At 31.3% G+C, this 23,545-nt stretch carries 14 protein-coding genes and 3 tRNA genes; 12 read left to right on the forward strand and 5 right to left on the reverse strand.

Features of this window, described 5'->3' with window-relative positions:
• The first annotated feature begins 14 nt into the window (after nt 1–14).
• The 3 genes from gyrA (at nt 15) to OZP06_RS15435 (ending at nt 5,645) form a co-directional block, all read left to right on the forward strand.
• Entirely contained in the window at nt 15–2,660 is a 2,646-nt protein-coding gene (gyrA, locus tag OZP06_RS15425) for a DNA gyrase subunit A (RefSeq protein ID WP_269222655.1), read from the forward strand.
• 37 nt (nt 2,661–2,697) lie between these two features.
• Entirely contained in the window at nt 2,698–3,966 is a 1,269-nt protein-coding gene (locus OZP06_RS15430) for a hypothetical protein (RefSeq protein WP_269222656.1), read from the forward strand.
• Between the two features lie 611 nt (nt 3,967–4,577).
• Nucleotides 4,578–5,645 carry a tetratricopeptide repeat protein gene (locus OZP06_RS15435; RefSeq protein WP_269222657.1) on the forward strand — a complete coding sequence of 356 codons (1,068 nt, stop codon included), beginning with the start codon at nt 4,578–4,580 and terminating at the stop codon, nt 5,643–5,645.
• 60 nt (nt 5,646–5,705) lie between these two features.
• Here the strand turns inward: OZP06_RS15435 and OZP06_RS15440 are convergent, their stop codons facing one another.
• On the reverse strand, nt 5,706–6,467 hold the full coding sequence (locus tag OZP06_RS15440; RefSeq protein ID WP_269222658.1) for a C40 family peptidase: 762 nt from the start codon (nt 6,465–6,467) through the stop codon (nt 5,706–5,708).
• Between the two features lie 191 nt (nt 6,468–6,658).
• Nucleotides 6,659–7,843 carry an acetyl-CoA C-acyltransferase gene (locus OZP06_RS15445; RefSeq protein WP_269222659.1) on the reverse strand — a complete coding sequence of 395 codons (1,185 nt, stop codon included), beginning with the start codon at nt 7,841–7,843 and terminating at the stop codon, nt 6,659–6,661.
• A 475-nt stretch (nt 7,844–8,318) separates the two neighbouring features.
• Here OZP06_RS15445 and OZP06_RS15450 point away from each other — a divergent pair.
• The 5 genes from OZP06_RS15450 (at nt 8,319) to OZP06_RS15470 (ending at nt 12,953) form a co-directional block, all read left to right on the forward strand.
• Nucleotides 8,319–8,402, forward strand: a tRNA-Ser gene (locus OZP06_RS15450).
• A gap of 67 nt (nt 8,403–8,469) precedes the next feature.
• Nucleotides 8,470–8,544, forward strand: a tRNA-Pro gene (locus OZP06_RS15455).
• 20 nt (nt 8,545–8,564) lie between these two features.
• A tRNA-Arg gene (locus OZP06_RS15460) sits at nt 8,565–8,638 on the forward strand.
• Nucleotides 8,639–8,948: 310 nt separating this feature from the next.
• Nucleotides 8,949–10,526: a DUF6377 domain-containing protein gene (locus OZP06_RS15465; protein ID WP_281323941.1), complete on the forward strand. Its 1,578-nt coding sequence runs from the start codon at nt 8,949–8,951 to the stop codon at nt 10,524–10,526.
• Between the two features lie 210 nt (nt 10,527–10,736).
• A complete protein-coding gene (locus OZP06_RS15470) occupies nt 10,737–12,953 on the forward strand; it encodes a glycoside hydrolase family 3 C-terminal domain-containing protein (RefSeq protein ID WP_269222661.1) in 2,217 nt (738 codons plus the stop codon).
• A gap of 117 nt (nt 12,954–13,070) precedes the next feature.
• Here the strand turns inward: OZP06_RS15470 and OZP06_RS15475 are convergent, their stop codons facing one another.
• Nucleotides 13,071–13,808, reverse strand: coding sequence for a LytTR family DNA-binding domain-containing protein (locus OZP06_RS15475; RefSeq protein WP_269222662.1), 738 nt, complete (start codon nt 13,806–13,808; stop codon nt 13,071–13,073).
• A complete protein-coding gene (locus OZP06_RS15480; RefSeq protein WP_269222663.1) occupies nt 13,795–14,865 on the reverse strand; it encodes a histidine kinase in 1,071 nt (356 codons plus the stop codon). The genes OZP06_RS15475 and OZP06_RS15480 overlap by 14 nt, the downstream gene beginning before the upstream one ends.
• 205 nt (nt 14,866–15,070) lie before the next feature.
• On the opposite strand from OZP06_RS15480, the gene OZP06_RS15485 reads away from it, so the two are divergent.
• The 3 genes from OZP06_RS15485 to OZP06_RS15495 all read left to right on the forward strand — a co-directional run bounded on the left by OZP06_RS15485 (nt 15,071) and on the right by OZP06_RS15495 (nt 20,812).
• A complete protein-coding gene (locus OZP06_RS15485) occupies nt 15,071–16,927 on the forward strand; it encodes an alpha-amylase family glycosyl hydrolase (protein WP_281323942.1) in 1,857 nt (618 codons plus the stop codon).
• Nucleotides 16,928–16,995: 68 nt separating this feature from the next.
• A complete protein-coding gene (locus OZP06_RS15490) occupies nt 16,996–19,629 on the forward strand; it encodes a DUF5916 domain-containing protein (protein WP_281323943.1) in 2,634 nt (877 codons plus the stop codon).
• A gap of 37 nt (nt 19,630–19,666) precedes the next feature.
• On the forward strand, nt 19,667–20,812 hold the full coding sequence (locus OZP06_RS15495; RefSeq protein ID WP_269222666.1) for a hypothetical protein: 1,146 nt from the start codon (nt 19,667–19,669) through the stop codon (nt 20,810–20,812).
• A 227-nt stretch (nt 20,813–21,039) separates the two neighbouring features.
• Here OZP06_RS15495 and cfa read toward each other — a convergent pair whose 3' ends face one another.
• A complete protein-coding gene (gene cfa / locus OZP06_RS15500) occupies nt 21,040–22,158 on the reverse strand; it encodes a cyclopropane fatty acyl phospholipid synthase (protein WP_269222667.1) in 1,119 nt (372 codons plus the stop codon).
• A gap of 501 nt (nt 22,159–22,659) precedes the next feature.
• On the opposite strand from cfa, the gene OZP06_RS15505 reads away from it, so the two are divergent.
• A complete protein-coding gene (locus OZP06_RS15505; RefSeq protein ID WP_281323944.1) occupies nt 22,660–23,313 on the forward strand; it encodes a M15 family metallopeptidase in 654 nt (217 codons plus the stop codon).
• Nucleotides 23,314–23,545 lie beyond the last annotated feature (232 nt).

Raw genomic sequence — 23,545 nt, forward strand, 5'->3', positions numbered from 1 at the left:
TTTAAGAATATATTATGTCTGAAGGAGAAAAGTTAATTCCTATTAACATTGAAGATGAAATGAAAACAGCTTATATCGATTATTCGATGTCAGTTATTGTATCCAGAGCACTTCCAGATGTTAGAGATGGCTTGAAACCAGTACATCGAAGAGTATTATTTGGAATGCATGATTTAGGAGTAAACTCTAGATCGGCTCACAAGAAATCCGCAAGAATCGTTGGAGAAGTATTAGGAAAGTATCATCCACATGGAGATACCTCTGTATATGATGCCATGGTTCGTATGGCTCAAGAGTGGAGTATGCGTTATTTATTGATAGATGGTCAGGGTAATTTTGGTTCTGTTGATGGTGATAGTCCAGCTGCAATGCGTTATACTGAGGCTAGAATGCGCAAAATTTCGGAAGAAATTTTGGCTGATATAGATAAAGAGACGGTTGATTTTAAATTAAATTTTGATGATACTTTAGAAGAGCCTACGGTTATGCCGACTCGTGTTCCTACCTTGTTAATTAATGGGGCAACAGGAATTGCAGTAGGTATGGCCACAAATATGCCTCCTCATAACTTAACAGAAGTGATCAATGGTACATTGGCTTATATGGACAATAATGACATTGAGGTTGATGAATTAATGACGCATATCAAAGCCCCAGATTTTCCAACTGGAGGTATTATTTATGGTTATGAAGGAGTTCGTGAAGCTTTTAAAACCGGTAGAGGTAGGGTAGTTATGCGCGCCAAAGTTGGTTTTGAAGAGGTTGATGGTAGAGAATCAATTATTGTTACTGAGATCCCATACCAAGTCAATAAAGCGGATATGATTAAACGTACTGCTGACTTAGTAAATGAAAAGAAAATAGATGGTATCGCGAATATCCGTGATGAATCGGATAGAAACGGTATGCGTATTGTTTACATCTTAAAACGTGATGCAACGCCAAATGTAGTTTTGAATACGCTTTATAAATTTACACAATTGCAATCTTCATTTAGTGTAAATAATATTGCAATCGTCAAAGGGCGTCCACAAATGTTGAATCTAAAAGATTTGATTCATTATTTTATAGAGCATCGTCATGATGTGGTAACGCGCAGAACGCAATTTGAATTGAAAAAAGCGGAAGCACGAGCGCATATTTTGGAAGGTTTGATTATTGCTTCAGATAATATTGACGAAGTAATTGCTTTAATTAAAGCATCTAAAAGTACTGAAGAGGCAAGAGAAAAATTAATAGAGCGATTTAATTTATCAGATATTCAATCGCGTGCAATCGTTGAAATGCGTTTGCGTCAATTAACGGGTCTTGAGCAAGATAAGTTAAGATCAGAATATGAAGAAATCATGAAGTTAATCGAGCATTTAAAAGCTTTATTGGCAGATGTAAACTTAAGAATTGCTTTGATTAAAGAAGAGTTAACAGAAATTCGTGACAAATACGGTGATGAACGTCGTTCTCAAATCGAATATTCTGGTGGAGATGTAAGTATTGAGGATTTAATTGCTGATGAAAACGTAGTAATCACAATCTCGCACGCAGGATACATCAAGCGTACGAATTTGTCTGAATACAAAACACAAAATAGAGGAGGAGTTGGACAAAAAAGTGCTGGTACAAGAGATCAAGATTTCTTAGAGCATATGTTTGTTGCAACAAATCATCAATATATGATGTTCTTTACTCAAAAAGGAAAATGTTTCTGGATGCGGGTTTATGAAATTCCAGAAGGAAGTAAAACTGCTAAAGGAAGGGCTATTCAAAATCTTGTAAATATTGAAAGTGATGATAAAGTAAAAGCTTTTATCTGTACTCAAGATTTAAAAGACAAAGACTATATAAACAGTCATAATCTTGTAATGGTGACCAAAAAAGGTCAGGTTAAGAAAACTTCTTTGGAGAAATATTCTAAGCCTAGAGTCAATGGTGTGGCTGCAATTACTATTAAAGAAGGTGATGAATTATTAGAAGCAAAATTAACAGATGGTCAAAGTCAGATAATTTTAGCTGTAAAATCTGGTAAATTAGTTCGTTTCGAAGAAACAAAAACGCGCCCGATGGGAAGAACCGCATCAGGAGTTCGTGGTATTACTTTAAAAGATGATACTGATGAAGTTATTGGTATGGTTACAGTTGAAAAAGATAGTGTAAACGATTCTCAAATTTTAGTGGTTACTGAAAACGGATATGGTAAGCGTACTAAATTAGTAGATGAAGATGGTGAAGATGTTTATAGAATCACTAATCGTGGGGGTAAAGGTGTTAAAACGCTTAATATAACAGAAAAAACAGGAAAACTAATTTCGATAAACGCTGTGACTGATGCTGATGATTTAATGATTATTAATAAGTCAGGATTAACCATTAGAATGGCGATTGAAGATCTACGTGTAATGGGACGTGCTACTCAAGGGGTTAAATTAATAAACCTTAAAGGAAAAGATTCTATTGCTGCAGTAACAAAAGTTATGAAAGATGATGTTGTTGAAGTGGTTCTTGATGAAGACGGTAATGTTATAGAAGCTGAAACCATTGAAAGAGTGAAGCCTGTACTTGAGGTTTTAGAAGATGAAGGAGTGTCTGATGAAGACGAGGATGAGGATGAAGAAGAAGTTGAAGAAGATGATTTGGAAGAAGATGATTCAGATGATGAGGCGTAATTAAATAATTAGAATAATAAATATAAAATAGATTAATATGAAAAGTAGATATGTAATAATAGCGTCAGCATTATTTTTATCAGTAGCAAGTTTTGCTCAAAAAAATGAAATAAAAGCAGCTGAAAAAGCTATTAAGGGAGGGAATTCGCAAGAAGCTATAACAATTTTGGATGGTGCGGAATATTTGATTACCAATGCTCAAGATGCTGAAAAAGCACAGTATTTTTTTGTAAAAGGGAATGCTTATTTGGATTTGGCTAATAAAAATGTAGAAGAAGGTAAGAATTTGAGTCTTGCAGCAAAATCATATAAAGAATTATTAGAATTAGAAAAAGCTTCGGGTAAAGTTAAGTATTCCACTCAGGCAGCTACCTCAATTGCTGAAATTAAGGGGAAATTAATAAATTCTGCAATTGCTGATACCAAAGCTTCTAAAGATGCTGATGGCGCTAAAAAATTATATGAGGCATATATGTTGGATAAAAAAGACACTATTAATTTGTATTATGCTGCATCTACTTATGTAAATGCTAAAGATTATGATAGTGCTCTTAAATTATATGAAGAGTTAAAAGTATTAAACTATTCTGGAAAAGCTACTTATTTTTATGCTGTTAATAAAGTAAATGCTCAAGAAGACTATTTTACTACTGCTGCTGATAGAGATCGTATGGTTAAAATGGGAACTCATGAAAAGCCAAGAAATGAAAATGTGCCTTCAAAAAGAGGTGAGATCTATAAAAATATTGCTTTGATTTATGTTCAGGAAGGAAAAATGGACCTAGCAAAAAAAGCAGTTTCGGATGCTAGAATTGCAAATCCTGATGATACTTCTTTAATATTAACAGAAGCTAATTTATATCTTGAATCCAAAGATATGGTTACATACAAAAAGTTGATTTCTGAAGCATTAGAAAAAAATCCAAACGATGTTGATTTGATATTTAACTTAGGTGTTGTAAGTGCAGGTGCTAAAAACAATATTGAAGCTGAAAAATTTTATAACAAAGTAATAGAATTAAATCCAAAATATATTAATGCTTACATAAATATGGCAGCATTAAAATTAGAAGATGAAAAAGCAATCATTGATGAAATGAATAAATTGGGGAATTCTAATGACGATATGAAACGATATAATGTTTTGAAAAAGAAAAGAGAAGACTTGTTTAGAAGCACCATTCCTTATCTTTCAAAAGCAGTTGAATTAGAGCCTAAAAATGAAGATGTAGTGAAAACATTATTGAATGTTTATAGTGCTCTAGAAATGACAACTGAATACAAAGCGTTAAAAGCAAAAATGTAGTTGATAATTTAAGACTAAATTGAATCCTGCACGATATTTAATTCGCTGCAGGATTTTTTTTACAGATCATTTATTGGTTTTTTTTAATTAATTATGAAAATTAATACAAATAGATATTAAAATGGATCTGATTTAAGGGTTGTATTTTTTTTGTATGAATTCTTAATCTGTAATATAGTTTTTAAGAAAAATATGAATTTTAGAATTAAAATATGTTTTTTTAAATTATTTGTTTTTTTAATAACTATAATGACTATGAAGATAGTAATAATTCATTTTATATTAAAAAATTACTTGAATATTGGTTGATTTACGAAATCGTTGTAATTAAATTGAAATAAGTCTTAAAAATATTTGTTCAATCAAATTTATATTTTATTTTAGATGCAAATTAGTATCATGATTAATTAAAAAACAGATCTTAAAAACAGTTGTATGTTAAGTTTTGTTAATTATTTAGAAATATGATTTCGTAATTGAATAATGATATGTTTGATCTTAAAATCGTAATTAAAATAAAATATATATTTTGAAAATCATTTTATAAATAACAATTATTTAAAGATTTTTTACACAACCAAACCCAAAAATTAATATTAATACTTAACCTAATGAAAAGAAAATTTGTAATGCTATCAATAGTGTTATTGATAAATGTTGGCGTTTTTGCTCAAAAAGAACAAATTAAAAATGCACAAGCAATTTTTAATAGTGGAAATTCTCAAGATGCTTTAGTAGTTTTAAAAAAGACAGAATACCTTATTTTTAATTCAACAGATGAAGAGAAGTCCGATTTTTATTTTTTAAAAGGAAATGTTTTAAAAGATATTGCCTCAAAACAAATTGATGTAGCAAATAATTTATCATTGGCATCTGAGGCTTATCAAGAATTGATAAATGCCGAAAGTGAATCAGGTAAGTTTAAATATACTTTACAAGCCAATATAGCTTTACGCGATATGAAGTCTGTTCTTGTGAATGGTGCTTCGGATGATTACAAAATTGGAAAGTATAAAGAAAGTGCTGAAAAAAGCTACAAAGTATATTTGTTAGATAAAAAGGATACTTTGAATTTATATTATGCTGCATCTTCATCTATGTTAGTTAAAGATTATGATTCTGCTATTAAATATTATGAAGAGTTGGATAAACTTAAATATTCAGGAAAGGGAGTTTCTTATTATGCCACAAATAAAAAAACAAAATTAGAAGAACGATTTATTTCGCCAAGTGTTAGGGAAGTTAGTTTAAAGTCAGAGCTTTATGAGAAACCTCGAAACGAAGATTCACCTTCCAAGAAAATGGAGATTAATAAAAATTTAGCTTTTTTATATCTTGAAAAAAATAATCTGGCCAAAGCTGAAAGTTATTATACTAAGGTTTTAGAACTTGATCCTAAATATATAGATGGGTATATAAATATGGCTTATTTAAAATTAGAAGGTAAAAAACCTATAATGGATGAGATGAATGCATTAGGAAATACTCCGAAAGAAATGGAACAATATGATAAATTGAAAACAAAAAAGGATGATTTAGTTAAAAGTGTTATACCATATTTGAAAAAAGCTTTGGCAATAGAACCTAAAAATCTGGATGTTATTAAATCGCTTTTGGGGGTTTATAGATCGTTAGATATGACAGATGATTATAATGCCTTAAAATCCACTAGTATGTAAAAAAAACTACTTAAAAAAAATAATATAAAAAAAATGCTAGATTAAATTCTAGCATTTTTTTTATATTATTTTTTTGATTACTCTCAGTTTGTGGGTGTGTTTATTGTTTTCAGCATTGTAAATGCCTAAATGATCCAGGCGGTCAATTCTTACTTTTCCGCTTGCATGGATGATATAATTATTTTCCATAATTATTCCTACATGAGTTATGTTTCCTTCTTCGTTGTCAAAGAATGCTAAGTCACCAGGTTCACTTTCTTCAATAAAACTTAATGCTTCTCCTTGTTTAGCTTGTTGAGATGCATCGCGCAGAAGTGTATAGCCGTTTAATTTATAGACCATCTGTGTAAAGCCTGAACAATCAATTCCGAAAGGTGTTTTTCCTCCCCATAAGTATGGAGCATTTAAATACATAAAAGCAGTTTCAAGGATTTTATTTTTCGGCTTTTGCCCACTAGCTTTAGTTCCTTCAAAATTGAATTTTGAAGTGTTTATTTCTGGATAGTTTAAAAAAGATAATGAAGATCCTAGTGGAATTGGTATTAATATGTTGTTCGGAGTGCTTATGTATTCAATTAAATCAGCATTTAGTATAATAGCATCCGAAGATAGTTGATTGTAATTTGATTCTGTAATTGCTTGGTATTGTTTGCTATCTATCCAGCCATTATAATTATCATATTGTGTTAAAACGTAGGTCCATTGTTTGTTTTGTTCTAAAACTTCAAAATGTTCCCCAAATAAAATTTGAGATACAATTTCGCTTTTGTCACTAGCTTCCGCGCGAAGAGGAATCATGGCTAAATTACAAATTCCAAACATTTATATAAATTAGAATTAAAAAAAAATACAAATCAAAGATGGCTGTAAAAATAGTCATTTTCAAATTGTATTTTTTAATATTTTATATTTATTTGAATTAAATAGCTATGAAATCGCATGAAAGAAGATGTCGTAAACGCCAATGAAAGTCTGGCGATGCCATATTCCTATAAAAAACAAATAATATCTACTTATGAAATATATCTTTCGATTACAAATGCTGATGCTCCACCGCCACCATTGCAAATAGCAGCTGCGCCATATATAGCATTGTTTTGTTCTAGTACATTGAGCAGTGTTACAATAATACGAACTCCAGAGCATCCAAGGGGATGGCCTAATGATACTGCGCCTCCATTTACATTTATTTTATTATTATCTAAGCCAAGTATTTTAGCATTAGCAATTCCAACAACCGAAAAAGCTTCGTTAAATTCAAAAAAATCAATTTCTTCTATAGTTAAATTCGCTTTTGCTAACGCTTTTGGTAGAGCTTTGGCTGGACTTGTTGTAAACCATTTAGGTTCTTGGGCGGCGTCAGCATATCCTTTTATGTAAGCTAATGGTTTTAAACCTAGCGAAATTGCTTTCTCTTCACTCATTAGTATAACTGCAGCTGCACCGTCATTGATGGTTGAGGCATTTGCAGCTGTTACAGTGCCATCCTTTGTGAAAACGGCATTTAAAGAAGGTATTCTTTCAATGGATACATTTGTGTACTCTTCATCTTTTGAGAACAATAGTGGTTCTCCTTTTCTTTGAGGTACAGCTACAGGGACTATTTCGTTGTCAAATTTACCATCACTCCAAGCTTTTGCTGAACGACTGTATGATTGAATTGCAAAATCATCTTGCTCTTGTCTAGAAATATTATATTCTGCAGCACATAAGTCGGCACTTACACCCATAGCGTTATTATCGTATGCATCTGTAAGGCCATCTTTTTGAAGTCCATCAATCATGGTGCTTGGTCCAAATTTAGTTCCGTTTCTTAAGTGCATATAATGTGGAATTAAACTCATGTTTTCCATCCCTCCAGCAACTACAATCTCGGCATCACCACATTGAATGGCTTGAGCACCTAACATTAATGCTTTCATTCCAGAAGCACAAACTTTATTGACTGTTGTGCAAATAACATCATTAGATAGACCGGCAAATAGCGCAGCTTGGCGTGCAGGTGCTTGACCAACGCCAGCTTGCACAACATTTCCCATGAATACTTCTTGGACTAAGTTTGGATCTAATTTTATTTTGTCTAGCGCCCCTTTTATAGCAGTTGCCCCTAATTTTGGTGCTGTAATTGTAGATAATCCACCCATAAAACTGCCGATAGGTGTTCTAACAGCCGAAACGATAACAACTCTTTTGCTCATGTTTATTATATGTTGATTTATAAAGCAAATTTAAACTATTTTTGATAGATTCAAATTTTATTCAAATTATAATTAATGATTTAATGATAATTGTATGGTTTATTTGAATTTTATGGGTAAATCAATAATGAGATGAATTTAAAAATTCTACTAATATTAATGAATAGATATTAGGGTTTTTAAATAAAATAATGTTTTTGCTGTTTTCAGGAGTCTATATTATATTTCAAGAATTAGTAGTAAAGTGAATTATTTATAATTTAATTTTTATTTTAGTTTCAAAATGTCCTTAATGTGGCTTTTGGCTGATAAATGATAAATAATGCCATTTTTTATTCGTGTCTATTTGTTTGATAGTTAAGATGTTTTAAATAATCATAAAAAAAATATGAAAAAAGTTGCTTAAAAAGTTGTGAGAAACGTAAACATGTCTTAAGTTTGCAACCGCAAAACAGGACACGTTTCCTAAGGTTTTGGAGAGGTGCCAGAGTGGTAATGGAGCAGTTTGCTAAACTGTCATCGAGTGATCGGTGCCAGGGTTCGAGTCCCTGTCTCTCCGCGATTTTTTTATGATAAGGATTTTAGCAAGATTCAATAATTATCATAGAATTTAAAGTTTTGAAATTCGGGGTGTAGCGTAGCTCGGTTATCGCGCCTGCTTTGGGAGCAGGAGGCCGCAGGTTCGAATCCTGCCACCCCGACACTATTATTCAAGAGCAATGGAGGCATAGCTCAGCTGGATAGAGCACCTGCCTTCTAAGCAGGCGGTCGAAGGTTCGAATCCTTCTGCCTTCACAAAAACCCACTATTTTAGTGGGTTTTTTGCGTTTATATATGTTGATATTAATGGTTCATGGGATCATGTACAAAAGTTGGTGATTAAGCAAAAAGATTAATTAATTTGAACAAAAAGAAACTATTACAAAATATCTTATTTGATATCTAATAATGAAGTTGCTGTTGTATTTTGAAATCTAAAACCATTTTTTTCATAGCTACTTTATTATATTTGTAACTCACATCTTTTAGTTATTATAGTTTGAAAAATTATCTTCAATTTTTTTTGTTTTTTGCGATAAGTTATTCTGGTTATTCATCGGGTAATATGGATTCTATTTTTGATAAGCTAAATGATGCATTAAAAAATAAACAGCAATATGTTTTACTAAAAGAAGAACGCATTGTTAACTTCAAAAAAATTAAATCAGTAGATTTATCGAAAGAGCAAGAGTATAATTATAATAAAACTTTATATACAGAATACCAAAAATTCAATTCTGATTCGGCAATTTTATATGTTAAAAAGAATCTTTTGATTTCTAAAGAGCTTAAAAATAAATATTTGTTAGATTTAGCTCAATTGCAATTGGCCAACCTCTATTCTTCATCTGGGAAATACCGTGAATCTGAGTCTATTTTGCGAAGCATAACTAAAAAAGCATTAGACAAATCGCTACTTCCTTATTATTATTTAGTGTATAAAGAGTTTTTCGAACATTACAATGCAAATAGTAATAGTAAAGAACACATTGATCAAATAATAAAATATAGGGATTCTTTATTAGGTGTTCTACAACCTAATTCCTTGAATTATAAAATCAATCAAATTCAGAAAAATATTTTCACTAAAAAGGGAACTCTTGCTGAAAAGCAATTATTGATTTTATTAAAAGATACAAAACTGGAAGATTCACAATATGCTATGATTACATACCTTCTTGGGTATATTTATGAAAGTAAAAATCAATTAGAGTTAAGAAAAAAATATTTTGCACTTTCAGCAACAGCAGATATAAAAAATGCCATAAAAGATAATGCTTCGCTACAGGAATTGGCTTTAGTTTTTTATGAAATTGGAGATGTAGATATGGCTTATAAACTCACACAATCGGCCATTGAAGATGCTCTTTATTGTAATGTTCAGTTTCGAACGCTGCTCATGTCTGAGGTCTATTCGATAATTAATACAGCTTATTTAGAAAGGGAAGCCCAAAGAAAAAACGAATTGCAATTTTATTTGGTATGCATCAGTTTGCTATCTGGGTTTTTGATTGTGGCGGTGATTTATGTTTACAAACAAATGAAAAAAGTATCTCGCATTCGAGAAGAACTTTTTAAAACCAGTGAGAAATTAGCCGAATTAAATAAAGATATTACTAAAACTAACAATCAGCTGCAGGAACGAAACGCACAATTATCGGAATCCAATCACATTAAGGAAGAATATATTGCGCATTTTTTTAATCTGTGTTCATCTTACATTAATAAGTTAGAAAATTATCGCATTATTTTAAACAAAAAAGCTGCTGTCAAACAGTTTGATGATATTTATAAAATGCTAAAATCTACCACTTTGGTTGAGAAAGAGCTCGAAGAATTATACGAGAATTTCGATGTGATTTTTTTAAATCTATATCCCACTTTTGTAAAAGATTTTAATGCATTACTTATTAAGGATGAGCAAATTGTATTGAAACAAGGAGAGTTGTTAAATACTGAACTTCGTATTTTTGCCTTAATTCGTCTTGGGATATCAGATAGTGTAAAAATCGCTGCTTTTCTTCGTTATTCCTTAAGTACTATTTATAATTACCGCACAAGAGCTCGGAACAAAGCTGTAATTGACCGAAATAATTTTGAAGAAACGGTCATGAAAATTGGATTAGTAGCATTCAAAAGTTAACTATAAGTTTTAAATTCACTACTTTTTTTTGTGTTCGTAATCTAGTAAATAATTGATATATAATTGATTGATTTTTAGAATCACTACTTTTTTTATTTAAAATTAAAAGCTGCATTATTAGGTTTTAGCTTTACAATATCCTAATAAAGATACTTTCGAAAATTGGTATCCTAAATTGTAAATTTTAATGCTTTAATAAATTTAAGAGTTATGTTTAAAAATGTTAAAACAATTGTTGTTTTACTGCTGTTGAGTTCGTTCAGTTTGAATGCACAAAATAAAGTTCCTGTTTATCTTGATGATGCAAAGAATATTAAAGAGCGTGTAGAAGATGCACTTTCTAAAATGACGACTGAAGAAAAAATTGCGATGATTCATGCACAATCAAAATTCAGTTCGCCAGGTGTTCCGCGTTTAGGAATTCCTGATAATTGGATGACTGATGGACCTCATGGAATTCGTACTGAAGTTTTATGGGACGAATGGGATCAAGCAGGTTGGACAAATGATTCTTGCATTGCATTTCCGGCACTTGCAGCTTTATCAGCAACTTGGAACAAAGAATTGGCTTCCTTGTATGGGAAATCAATAGGAGAAGAAGCTCGTTTCCGAAACAAAAATGTATTGTTGGGACCTGGAGTAAATATCTATAGAACACCATTAAACGGCCGTAACTTCGAATATATGGGAGAAGATCCTTTTCTAACTTCCAAAATGGTGGTACCGTACATAAAAGGAGTACAATCTAACGGAGTTGCTGCCTGTGTAAAACATTTTGCATTAAATAATCAAGAAACAAATCGTAATGCCGTTAATGTGATTGTCGATGATCGTGCATTGTATGAGATTTATTTACCCGCTTTTAAAGCAGCTGTTCAAGAAGGTGATGCGTGGGCAATAATGGGATCATATAATAAATATAGAGGACAACATTGTTGCCATAATGAGTTTTTATTGAATGATATTCTTCGTGGTGAATGGGGATTCAAAGGTGTTGTGATCTCAGATTGGGGAGGAGTTCATGATACCAAACAAGCTATTCATAATGGATTGGATATGGAATTTGGTTCTTGGACAAATGGACTTTCATGGGGAACCAGTAATGCGTATGATAACTATTATTTGGCAAAACCATATTCAACTATGATTAAATCTGGTGAAGTTGGAACAAAAGAACTTGATGAAAAAGTACGACGTATTTTGCGTTTATCATTTTTAACTACAATGAATAAAGACAGACCGTATGGGTCATTCGGAACAAGAGAACATGCTGAAGCTGGTTTAAAAATTGCTGAAGAAGGAATTGTTTTATTACAAAATAAAAATAATATTCTTCCAATTAATTTATCTAAAACAAAAAAAATCGCAGTTATCGGTGAGAATGCAATTAAAATGATGACGGTAGGTGGTGGAAGTTCTTCGCTTAAAGCAAAATATGAAATTACACCACTTGAAGGATTAAAGAAAAGAATTGGAAATCAAGCTGAAGTGGTTTATGCGCGTGGTTATGTGGGAGATCCAACCAGTAATTATAATGGTGTAGTGGCAAAAGTGAGTCTGGAAGACAAACGATCTGCGGCAGAATTAATTAACGAAGCCGTAAATGTAGCCAAAGATGCTGATGTTGTCCTTTTTATTGGAGGTTTGAACAAAAGTGATTTTCAAGACGCGGAAGGAAACGACCGTAAAGATTTAGGCCTTCCGTACAATCAGGATCGATTAATTAGTGAATTGATTAAGGTAAACAAAAATGTGATTTTTGTAAATATTTCGGGAAATGCTGTAGCTATGCCATGGATAAAGGATGTTCCAGGTATTATTCAAGGTTGGTTTTTGGGTAGTGAGGCTGGAACTGCTTTGGCGGCAGTTTTGGTCGGGGATGTGAATCCATCTGGAAAATTGACATTTACTTTTCCAGTAAAAATAAACGATAACGGTGCTCACCAATTAGGTGAATTTCCAGGCGGAGATGATGTAACTTACAAAGAAGGTATTTTTGTAGGATACCGTTGGACAGACAAACAAAAGATAAAACCTTTATTTTCTTTTGGTCATGGGTTAAGTTACACGACTTTCGAATATAGTAAAGCAATTGCCAATAAAAAACAATTGTCAAGTGGAGATCAAATCTCATTTTCAATTAAAGTTAAAAATACTGGAATTCGTGAAGGTTCCGAAGTAGTTCAGTTATATATTAGTGATTTAAAATCATCTTTGCCTCGCCCAGTAAAAGAATTAAAAGGTTTTGAGAAAATTTCTCTTAAAGCAGGGGAAGAAAAAACAGTGACTTTTGTGATTGATAAAACTGCTCTAAGTTTTTTTGATGATAAAAAACACGAATGGATTGCTGAGCCAGGTGATTTTGAAGCTTTAATTGGATCATCCTCTACAGATATAAAATCGAAAGTGAGTTTTATACTGAAATAAGATCATTTTAGTGATTATAGTTAGTTGTGAAAGCTACGATTTTTTAAAAATTGTAGCTTTTATTATTTAATACAAGGAAAATAGTTAAAATAATAGTAGCTAATTGATCCTAAGGCTTCAAATTATTTTTGGTTTTACAATAGAATGCAATAAATCATTTGCATTTGAAGCATAAAATCGTCCAATAGGTAATTTTTTATTTTTTATAGTAACTGAACGACTATTGAATTGAGTAACTTTTTTAATTGTAATCAAGAAAGAACGATGAATTCTACAAAATAATCCTTCGGGTAATTTCTCAATCATTTCGGTAATGGATTGGTGTGTCTTAAAACAATCAGTTTCGGTATGGACATTTAAATAATTGCCTTGTGATTCAAAATAGTCAATTTCGTCCAAATAAAGTTTAATAGTTTTTCTTTCACACTTAACAAATATAAAAGGACGTTCGGTTTCTGCTTGTTTGAGTTGTTCAAATTCCTGATTTGTTTTCTTGATTTTACAGTATTTATGTACTGCTTTCGAAAAACGTTCAAATGAAATTGGTTTCAATAAATAGTCAATAGCATCCAATTCGAATCCTTCTACTGCATGTTGTGGATTGGCAGTAGTGAAAATGATTCCGATCTCCTTTGGTAACGATTTTGCAAATTCAATTCCTGATTTTCCTGGTAAATTAATATCCAAAAATAGTAAATCTATTTTTTGGCTCTTGATAAGATTTATAGCATTGTTTGTACTCATGAATTTACCTTTCAAATCCAAGAAATCAAATTTAGCCATATGCATTTCAAGTAATATGGAGGCTGGAAGTTCATCTTCTATAATGATGCAATTGATTTTATGGGATGTCATTAATTTTAATTTTTAAAGAAACAAAAAAGGAATCAACGTCATTTTTTATGGTCAAAATATGTTGATTTGGATATAGTAATTCCAATCTTCTTTTCACATTATTAATTCCAACGCCGCTGTATTGGGTTTCACTATTTTTATTTTTCATACAATTAGAAGATAAACTGTTTTCAATCTTAATGCTTAGCCATTCTTCTGAAGCAGTTATAGAAATGGTAATCCATGCTTGGGAATTCGTATCATTTAAACAATATTTAAAACTGTTTTCAATGAATGGAAGTATTAAGAAAGGTTCGATTACTTGGTTTTTTATAATTCCATTGGTACTGAAACTTAGTTCGAGTCGATTGTCAAATCGCAATTGTTGTAGCGAAATATAATTTTTTAGATATTCAATTTCTTTTTCTAAAGGGATATGTTTGGTATTTACCTCATAGACGGAATACCGAAGAAAATCAGAGATTTTAAGAACAATATCCGCAGAATCATCCGATTTACTTAGAATTTTAGAATACAAACCGTTGAGTACATTGAATAAAAAATGAGGGTGAAATTGATTTCGTAATGAAAATAATTCAGCTTTTAATTTCTCTGACAGGATTTTTTGCACCCTGTTTTTCTCTTCAGCAAGGTAATAGACCAGTTTTATCGCTAAAGGGATGGTGACTACAAACTGTAATTTAATCACATTGTACAAATATACGGGTGCCGATAGTAATGGTTCACTTTTCCATTCGGTTAAATTATAAGCAATAATTATGTAATTGTCTATTAATCGCTGAATGAAGGCAAAGAAAAGGATTGATAATATATAGGTAAAAATAAAAAGTGTCTTTTTTTTCTGGAAGAACAAAACCGGCATAGCTACTTCAACAATCAGTAAAACAAATAATATTTTCGGGAACACGCTATAAAATTCATTGGATAATGCTCTCAAAAAATCTGCTGTTGGTAGTCCTTGTATCAAACTAAATAATAAGATATATCCCAACCAATAGATTGTATATATTTTCAATTTTTGAGATGTACTTCCGGAATACATAGCTGAATTGTTCATTGTAGAATTAATTTTCTGTCATGTAAAGCTAAGGGTTTTGTTTTACAATAAAAATTGATCTGGTTTAGAAAACACTTTTTTGTGTTTAAATAACATTAGTTGCACTTATGTTGTTTACAACTCAAATCAGGTTGTTTAAATAAGTTGCTTTTTGATATCCGAAAAGTAAAATAACTTTAACAGACTTTTAAAAACTTTAGAAATTATGATCAAGAAAACAACTTATATTTTAATGCTATTATTTGGTTTTTCTTTGGTAACAAATGCCCAAAACACCGAAGTCTATCCCACAAACTGGTGGACAGGTATGAAGACTAATTCAATTCAATTACTCATTCGAAGTACCGATGATCCATTTATTTCAGACAAAGTAGAAATAAATTATCCGGGAATAACTGTTGGCAAAACGTATTCATTTCCGAACCAAAAATACATTGCCATAGATATTGTTATTGGGCCTGAAGCAGTTGCTGGAAATGTAATTATCGAATTAAATCAAAAAGGAGGTAAGCATAAAATAAAGTGGCCGTTGTATAATCGAAGATCAGGTAATGGAACACAATATGCACAGGGAGTAACTTCGAGTGATTTTATTGATTTGATAATGGTGGATCGTTTTAGCAATGGAGACACTTCGAATGATCAGGTAAAAGGAATGCGTGATCAATCTCTTAATAGAAATGAAATGTATGATCGTCATGGTGGTGATTTACAAGGAGTGCTAAATAATTTAAATTATATTCAAGAACTTGGTGTTACTGCTTTATGGTTTACTCCAATCATGGAAAATGATATGGAGAAAAGGACTGAACACGGATATGCCATTACCAATCATTATAAAATTGATGCTCGATACGGTGGAGATGTTATGTATGAAAAATTAAGTGATCAATTGCACAAACGAGGTATGAAACTTATTTTTGATGCGGTTTATAATCATTTAGGATCTTTTCACTTTTTAGAAATGGATCCACCTGCAAATGATTGGGTACATCGTTGGCCTATTTATACACAAACAAATTATAGAGAGATTCCTTTGTTTGATCCTTATGGAACAAAATCGGATAAAAAAAGAATGAGCGATGGTTGGTTTGATAAAATAATGCCAGATATTAATCAAGACAATCCATTTATGGCAAACTTCATTATTCAAAACTGCATTTGGCATATTGAAAAGTTTGGTATTGATGGAGTTCGCCTCGACACCTATACTTATAATGATTTGGATTTTGCGAATCGTTGCAATAAAGCGATAATGGATGAATTCCCGAAAATAACCATTTTTGGTGAAATTATGGTTCATGGCGTGGCAAATCAGTCGTATTTTGAGCAAAATAATATGGATGTTAGTTTCAAAAGCAACTTGCCTTCGGTGGTGGATTTTCAAAGTTTATATTATGGAATTATTCCTGCTTTGACAGAACCTTTTGGATGGAAAGAAGGAGTGAACAGGTTGTACTATACTTTGAGCAGTGATTTTTTAAGTAAAAACCCAATGCAAAAAGTACTGTTGTTAGATAATCATGATGAATCCCGTTTTTTTTCATTAATGGGAGAGAATGTCGAAAAGCAAAAAATTGGTTTTCAATGGTTACTAACTTGTAGAGGAATCCCACAACTGTATTATGGTTCGGAAGTGTTGATGAAAGGACTTAAAGCTCCAGATGGATTGGTTCGTGCTGATTTTCTCGGAGGATGGAAAGAAGATGCTAAAAACGCGTTTACAGGAAAAGGAATGACAGAGGATGAAAAATCAACTCAAAATTTAGTTCGAAAATTAGCCAATTTCAGGAAAACAGCATCGGCGCTTAAAACAGGAAAAATGATGCACTATGTTCCTGTAGATGGTTTGTATGTTTATTTTAGATATGATGAAAATCAAACCATAATGTGTGTTATGAATACGAGCAATTCTGAAAAAGAAATTGACTTTCATAAGTATGACGAAAGAACAGCTGGTTTTACAACTGCAAAAAATGTTATTACTGAGGATGGCTTGAATACTTCGAATATAACAACTATTCCTGCCATGAAAATGTGGGTCTTAGAATTAAAAAAATAAAGTAATGATTATTTTAATATTGGATTTTAGTATACCCATATATTTCTTTGATTAACAATAATTTTGAAATGAAAACATACAAAAATCAATACCTATTTCTTTTATTCCTGCTATTTCAATTCAGTTTTGGGCAGAGCTCTAAAAGTGTAGAAAAAAGGTTTTACACCACGAAATCATTAGAAAATAATACTTCGCCAACTATTGACGGACTTTTAACAGATGCTAGTTGGGATATTGTGGAGTGGCAAACGGATTTTATTGAAAATTTGCCAGATGAAAATACGCCTCCCACGGAGCAGACCAAGTTTAAAATAGTGTATGATTCCAAGTTTTTGTATGTTGCTTTCAAGTGTTATGATAAGGAACCAGATAAAATTGTAAAACGGCTTTCGAGACGAGATGGTTTTGATGGTGATTTTGTAGAGGTAAATATCGATAGCTATCATGATAAAAGAACAGGATTTTCATTTACAATATCAGCTTCAGGAGTTAAAAGTGATGAATTTATTGCTGATAATGGTAATATTTGGGATTCGAGTTGGAATCCAATTTGGTATGTAAAAACCAACATGGATACCGAAGGCTGGACTGCGGAAATGAAAATACCATTGAGTCAGTTAAAATTTAGTGCCAGCGAAGATCAGGTTTGGGGTTTTCAAGCAACTCGCCGGTATTTTCGAAAACAGGAACGTTCCATTTGGCAACGCATTCCGGCAGATGCCCCTGGATGGGTAAGTGAGTTTGGAGAATTACGAGGATTAATTAATTTGAAACCGCAAAAACAGATTGAAATTCAGCCCTATTTCTTAACGCAATTAGATACATATGAACAAGAAATAGGGAATCCTTTTCGAGAAGGGCAAGATTTTAGTTTGAAAGCGGGTCTTGATGCTAAAATTGGAATTACAAATGACTTGACTTTAGACCTAACTATCAAGCCCGATTTTGGTCAGGTAGAAGCTGATCCAGCGGTAATTGCTCTGGATGGATTTCAAGTATTTCATCAGGAAAAGCGTCCATTTTTCATCGAAAACAAAAATATTTTCGATTATAATTTTGGAAATAATGAAGATAATCTTTTTTATTCTAGACGTATCGGCAGAAGCCCTCAAGGTATTATTTCTACTTCAACTGGAGAATTTGTCAAGCGACCACAAAATACCTCTATTTTGGGTGCTGCAAAATTTAGTGGTAAAACAAAGGATGGCTGGTCATTAGGTATTTTAGAAAGCATTACTGGAAATGAATATGCAAAAATTGATAAGGGGTCGGAACGTAGCGATGTGTTGGTAGAACCGCTTACCAATTATTTGGTTGGACGTGCCCAAAAAGATTTTAATGATAGAAATAGTTTTTTGGGTGCAATTGTAACTGCAACCAATAGAAAGACGGATGAGCCACAATTTTCATTATTAAGAGAAGCGGCATATTCGGGAGGATTGGATTTTAAGCACAATTGGAAAAACAGGAAGTATTTTATTGCAGGAAATATTGTAGGTAGCCATGTTTTTGGATCAAAAGAATCCATTACCAATACGCAAAAGGAAATAACACATTTGTTCCAGCGCGTAGATGCAGATTATGTTTCGGTAGATACTAATCGAACATCATTAACAGGAACGGGAGGAAAAATCGAAGCAGGCAAGGTGTCTGATGGACATTGGCGATACAATGCAAGTGTGACTTGGCGTTCACCGGAATTAGAACTCAATGACATAGGTTTTCTTCGTCAGGCCGATGAAATTAAACAAACATTATATGTTAGCTATCAGTCCTTAAAACCATTTGCCGCTTTTAGAAGTGGTATGGTTCGTTTTGAGCCTTTTACAACTTATGATTTTGGGGGTTTTCATAATAGAACGTATTATGATCTCTTAGGAAAAGCAGAATTTAAAAATTATTGGTGGGCAAATATTGGTTTTTCATACAAACCCAGAATATTCAATAATGCGTATTTACAAGGTGGACCAAAATTCAGATTCTCAGAAGAGTTTGTAAGTTATAACGTTTTCGGCACCGACACGAGAAAAAAAATTCGTTTTCAAACAGGTATTTTTTTTGCGCAGGGAAAAAACAATTCGTTTTCATACAAGGAATTGGATCCAAGTGTTACATACCAACCTACAAATTCGTTGTCGATTACTATTAATCCTAATTTTAATATCAACCAAAGCAAAACACAATATGTGACCCAATCTTCTTTTGAAAAAGGGATACGTTATGTCACTTCGCATTTGGATCAACAGACTATTAGTGCTTCTTTGCGATTAAATTATAATATAAATCCAAATTTCACCATACAGTATTATGGACAGCCATTTGCGTCAACAGGTAAATATTCAGAATTTAATTATGTTACCAACCCAAGAGCTTCTTATTTTGGGAACCGAACAGTTTCGTATGCAAAAAATCAAATTTCTTATGACAGCAATACAAATAGTTATAAAGTAGATGAGAATCAAAATGGATCAACGGATTATTCTTTTTTGAATCCTAATTTTTCATTTGTTCAATTTCGTTCCAATTTGGTTTTGCGTTGGGAATACATACCAGGTTCCGAAATTTATTTGGTGTGGTCACAAGGAACTAATGGTTCAGGAAACCCCTTAGATGATTTGTTTGTGAATTTGGATGCACAAATTTTAGGAAAAAAACCTCAAAATACATTTGTACTAAAAGCAACATATCGCTTTTTGTTATAATTGAAAGTTTTATTAATTTTAAAAGAAAATTTTTATTATGCCAAAAAAAATATTTCTGTTTATTTTTATATTAGTTCCGATTTTTTCGTTTTCACAATCGGAAATTATAGAAACTTCAATTCGATATTTGTCAGCAAACAAAATGTCCCCTGAAGAATATATTGCTTCTAAATTTAGAACAAAAGATATAGTCCTTTTGTCCGAAGAACATAGGGTTAAGGAGAATTTAGAATTGGTAAAAAGTTTGGTTCCTTTTTTATATAATAAAGGAGTTTATACAATTGGGATGGAATTTGGAGCCAGCGAAAATCAAAAGACACTTGATTCTTTACTTTTGGCACCAGAATATAACGAAGATATAGCCCGAAAATTGATGTTCAATTATAATTCAGGTTGGGCTTTTAAAGGATATACGGATGTTTATCAAGCAGTATGGGCTTTTAATAAAACAATACCTATTTCAGCAAAGAAATTTCGTATTTTAAATTTAAGTTATCGATACAATTGGTCTTCTTTTTCAGGTTACCGAACTCCAGAAAAGATGAAGAAAGTATTTTACAAAGGAAATACAGAAGTATATAGATTTGGAATTGTTGAGAAAGAAATTATAAAGAAAGGAGAAAAGATTTTAATTCTTACCGGAGATATTCATGCTTTTACAAAGTATAGATTTCCAGTGTATGATTTTTTGGGAATGGATTTTGTACGATTGGAAAATGGTTATTTTGGGAACATTTTATATGCTAAATATCCACAGAATGTATATACTATCTTATTACATAAACCATTCATGAATAGACCTGATACTAAGCCATTATTAATTTCTCCTGCGAATGGTGCAATTGAAACTATAATGCGAAAATTGAATAATATACCTATAGGTTTTGATGTAATTAATACCCCATTAGGGAAGTTGCCTGATGACAGTTATTATTCCATAGGGCATGCAAACTTAGCTTTAGAAGACATTACTGATGGGTATGTATTTTTAAAACCCATGAATAAACTTTCAGGTTGTGATATTGATTTCTCTTTTGTTACAGAAAAGAATTGGCAAGCAGCCAAAGAAAACATTGCAGATCCTGATTGGAGACCAAGACCGGAAAGTCTTGTGGAATATTGGAAGCAAATCTTAGAGTATGCTGATGTGCCTAAAAATTATTCGGAGGTAGATAAATATTAAAAGGTAGTAATGATTATATAACATATCAGATTTAGATTTTTCCTTTATTTTTTTGTCTAAATATAAAATTTTATAAAAGAAATTTATTGAATATATTTCTTTTTTTATCTTTTAAAAGTGGATGAAGTTATAATTGTTAGTTTACATAATTGATTTGATTACGTAGTAAATGTTATTAATCTGTGATCGTAAAAAGTTTAGTTATTTCTGTATAATCATTAAAAAAATCAAAAACGTACACTTTCATATTCCACAAGAAGACCCGGCTTTCTAATGACAATTTGCCAGAGGCTTAGGCGTCTAGAACGGAAGGATGCAGCTGAATACATAAGATAAAACATCCACTTTAAATAGAAAGTATTGTTATAATTTTCTTTGATTTCATTCCAAGAGTTTTTAAAATTCATATACCAAGCCATGAGGGTTTTATCATAGTGGATACCAATATTGTGAAGATCCTCGATGATCAACTGGTTTTCCATCGCTTTACCTATCTGTGCCAATGAAGGAATTAATCCATTAGGGAAAATATATTTATTGATCCAACTATCTAATGCAAGATTGGTTTCATTTCCTCCGATGAAATGTAGCAAACATATGCCGGTATCATTCAGGTTTTTATTTATAGTTTCCATAAAAGTAGTGTAGTTTTTGTGGCCCACATGTTCAAGCATTCCAATAGAAACGATACGATCAAATTGTTCATCAATATCCCTATAATCTTGAAAGCGAATCTCAACATTCAGCCCAATGCAACGTTTTTTTGCTAATTCATGTTGTTCTTTTGATATGGTAATTCCAACAACATTTACTTTATAGTTTTTTGCTGCGTAATAGGCAAATCCACCCCATCCACATCCAATATCAAGCACTTTTTGTCCAGGTTTAAGATGCAATTTTTCACATATCAGTTTTAGTTTTTGTTCTTGCGCTTCTTCCAAAGTTGTTGCATTTTTCCAATAGCCACAGGAGTACATCATTAATGGATCAAGCATTTTACTATATAAATCATTGCCAATGTCATAATGGCTCTCAATTGCACATTGGCTTTTTGATTTGGTTTGAAGATTGAATAGTTTAGCCTTAAAAATTTGCAACTTAAGACTAAAATTATCAGAGAATTTTTTTTCAATCTGTTTCAAAAAAAGTTGACAGAAAAAATCATCTAGAGCATCACATTCCCACCAGCCTTCCATATAACTTTCTCCTAATCCAATTGATCCATCACGTAATACACGTTCGTAAAATTTTGAATTTTTTATGCGAATGTCAAATGATTCTTTCCCATCAATAGTAATTCCAGCTTCTGATAATAATCGTTCTATTAAAACTTTATTAATATTCATGTCTATTAATTTAAGTTGTTAAAATATTACTTATAATCTTTATAAATTAATTCAAATGAAATGAATAATAGGCTTTCATTATGCATGTTAGATTCTTTGAGGCATTCTGTATATTATGTTTGGGTATAGTTAGTTTTTTATAAAATAATTCAAAAAAAGCGAAGTAATTTTAGTCTAAATATTATTTAATAATACTTGCATTTATTTATATCTTGCTATTAAATCAATAGGAATTATTTTAAATTTGGGACTATTAAAAGTACAAAAAAAACAGACAATTTTAAGTTTAATCAGTTATATAAATAAAAAAAAGAGTATTTATTTTAATTTTAAAACATTAATATATAATCTGTTATCTTTAATATTTAATTGCGTATTTTTTAGAGTTGAAAAAAAAGATGAATCATCAATACTGATAAAATCCTTTAAAAATCTTTACTAATTTAGTCGCTTTTTATTCATTACTTTTTATTTTGCTATTTTTATGAAAATTTAATTAATATGATCCCCTATTTTAAAAATTTCTTGGTTTTCATTTTTCTGTCAAGTGCAATAAGCTGTTTTTCTCAAACTATTTTGAATATTTCTAAATCTAAGACGGATATCAATGATACAACATTTGTTAATTTAAAAGATTACAGTCAAGATTTTGTTTATGATATGAAATATGCTACCGATGATAATTTTCTAAAATCTAAAGTGTATGATTGTGCCGAATGTTATTTGCGTTATAAAACTGTAAAAGCATTGATTGAGGCAAATCGTAGATTTATGAAAAGTGGTTTGAAAATAAAGATTTTTGATTGTTATCGCCCCTTAGATATTCAAAAAAGAATGTGGGCGATTGTTCCAAATCCCCAATATGTAGCAAATCCGAGTAAAGGTTCTATTCATAATAGAGGAGGTGCTGTAGATATAACTTTAGTTGATATTAATAGAAATGAATTGGATATGGGGACAACTTTTGATTTCTTTGGAAAAGAAGCCAGTCATGATTATCCTGAATTTTCTTCAACTATAAAGTACAATAGAAATCAATTAAGAAAAATAATGAAAAAATCTCATTTTAATTCATTTGATTCTGAATGGTGGCATTATAATTTGAAAGCAGGATTGAATGATACCGTCTCTAATTTTAAATGGAATTGCAATTGATATACGTTTGTTTTTAATTTTAAACACCATTATTAGTTGTTTTATTTTAAATAAAGATTTCTTTTTTCTTGTTTTCTTATACTTAGGAAGTTGCAGTTGTGTTTATTTTAAATGATTTTTTTGTGAAAAAAAATATAAATACTAAGTAACTTAAAGCTTGAATGTTAGCTTTTATGTAGGTTAATACTTTAAAAATGCGTAAAAATACGCATTTCATCGATAAAATTGTGTT

This window comes from Flavobacterium sp. IMCC34518 (assembly GCF_027111095.2).
Taxonomy (GTDB): Bacteria; Bacteroidota; Bacteroidia; order Flavobacteriales; family Flavobacteriaceae; genus Flavobacterium; species Flavobacterium praedii.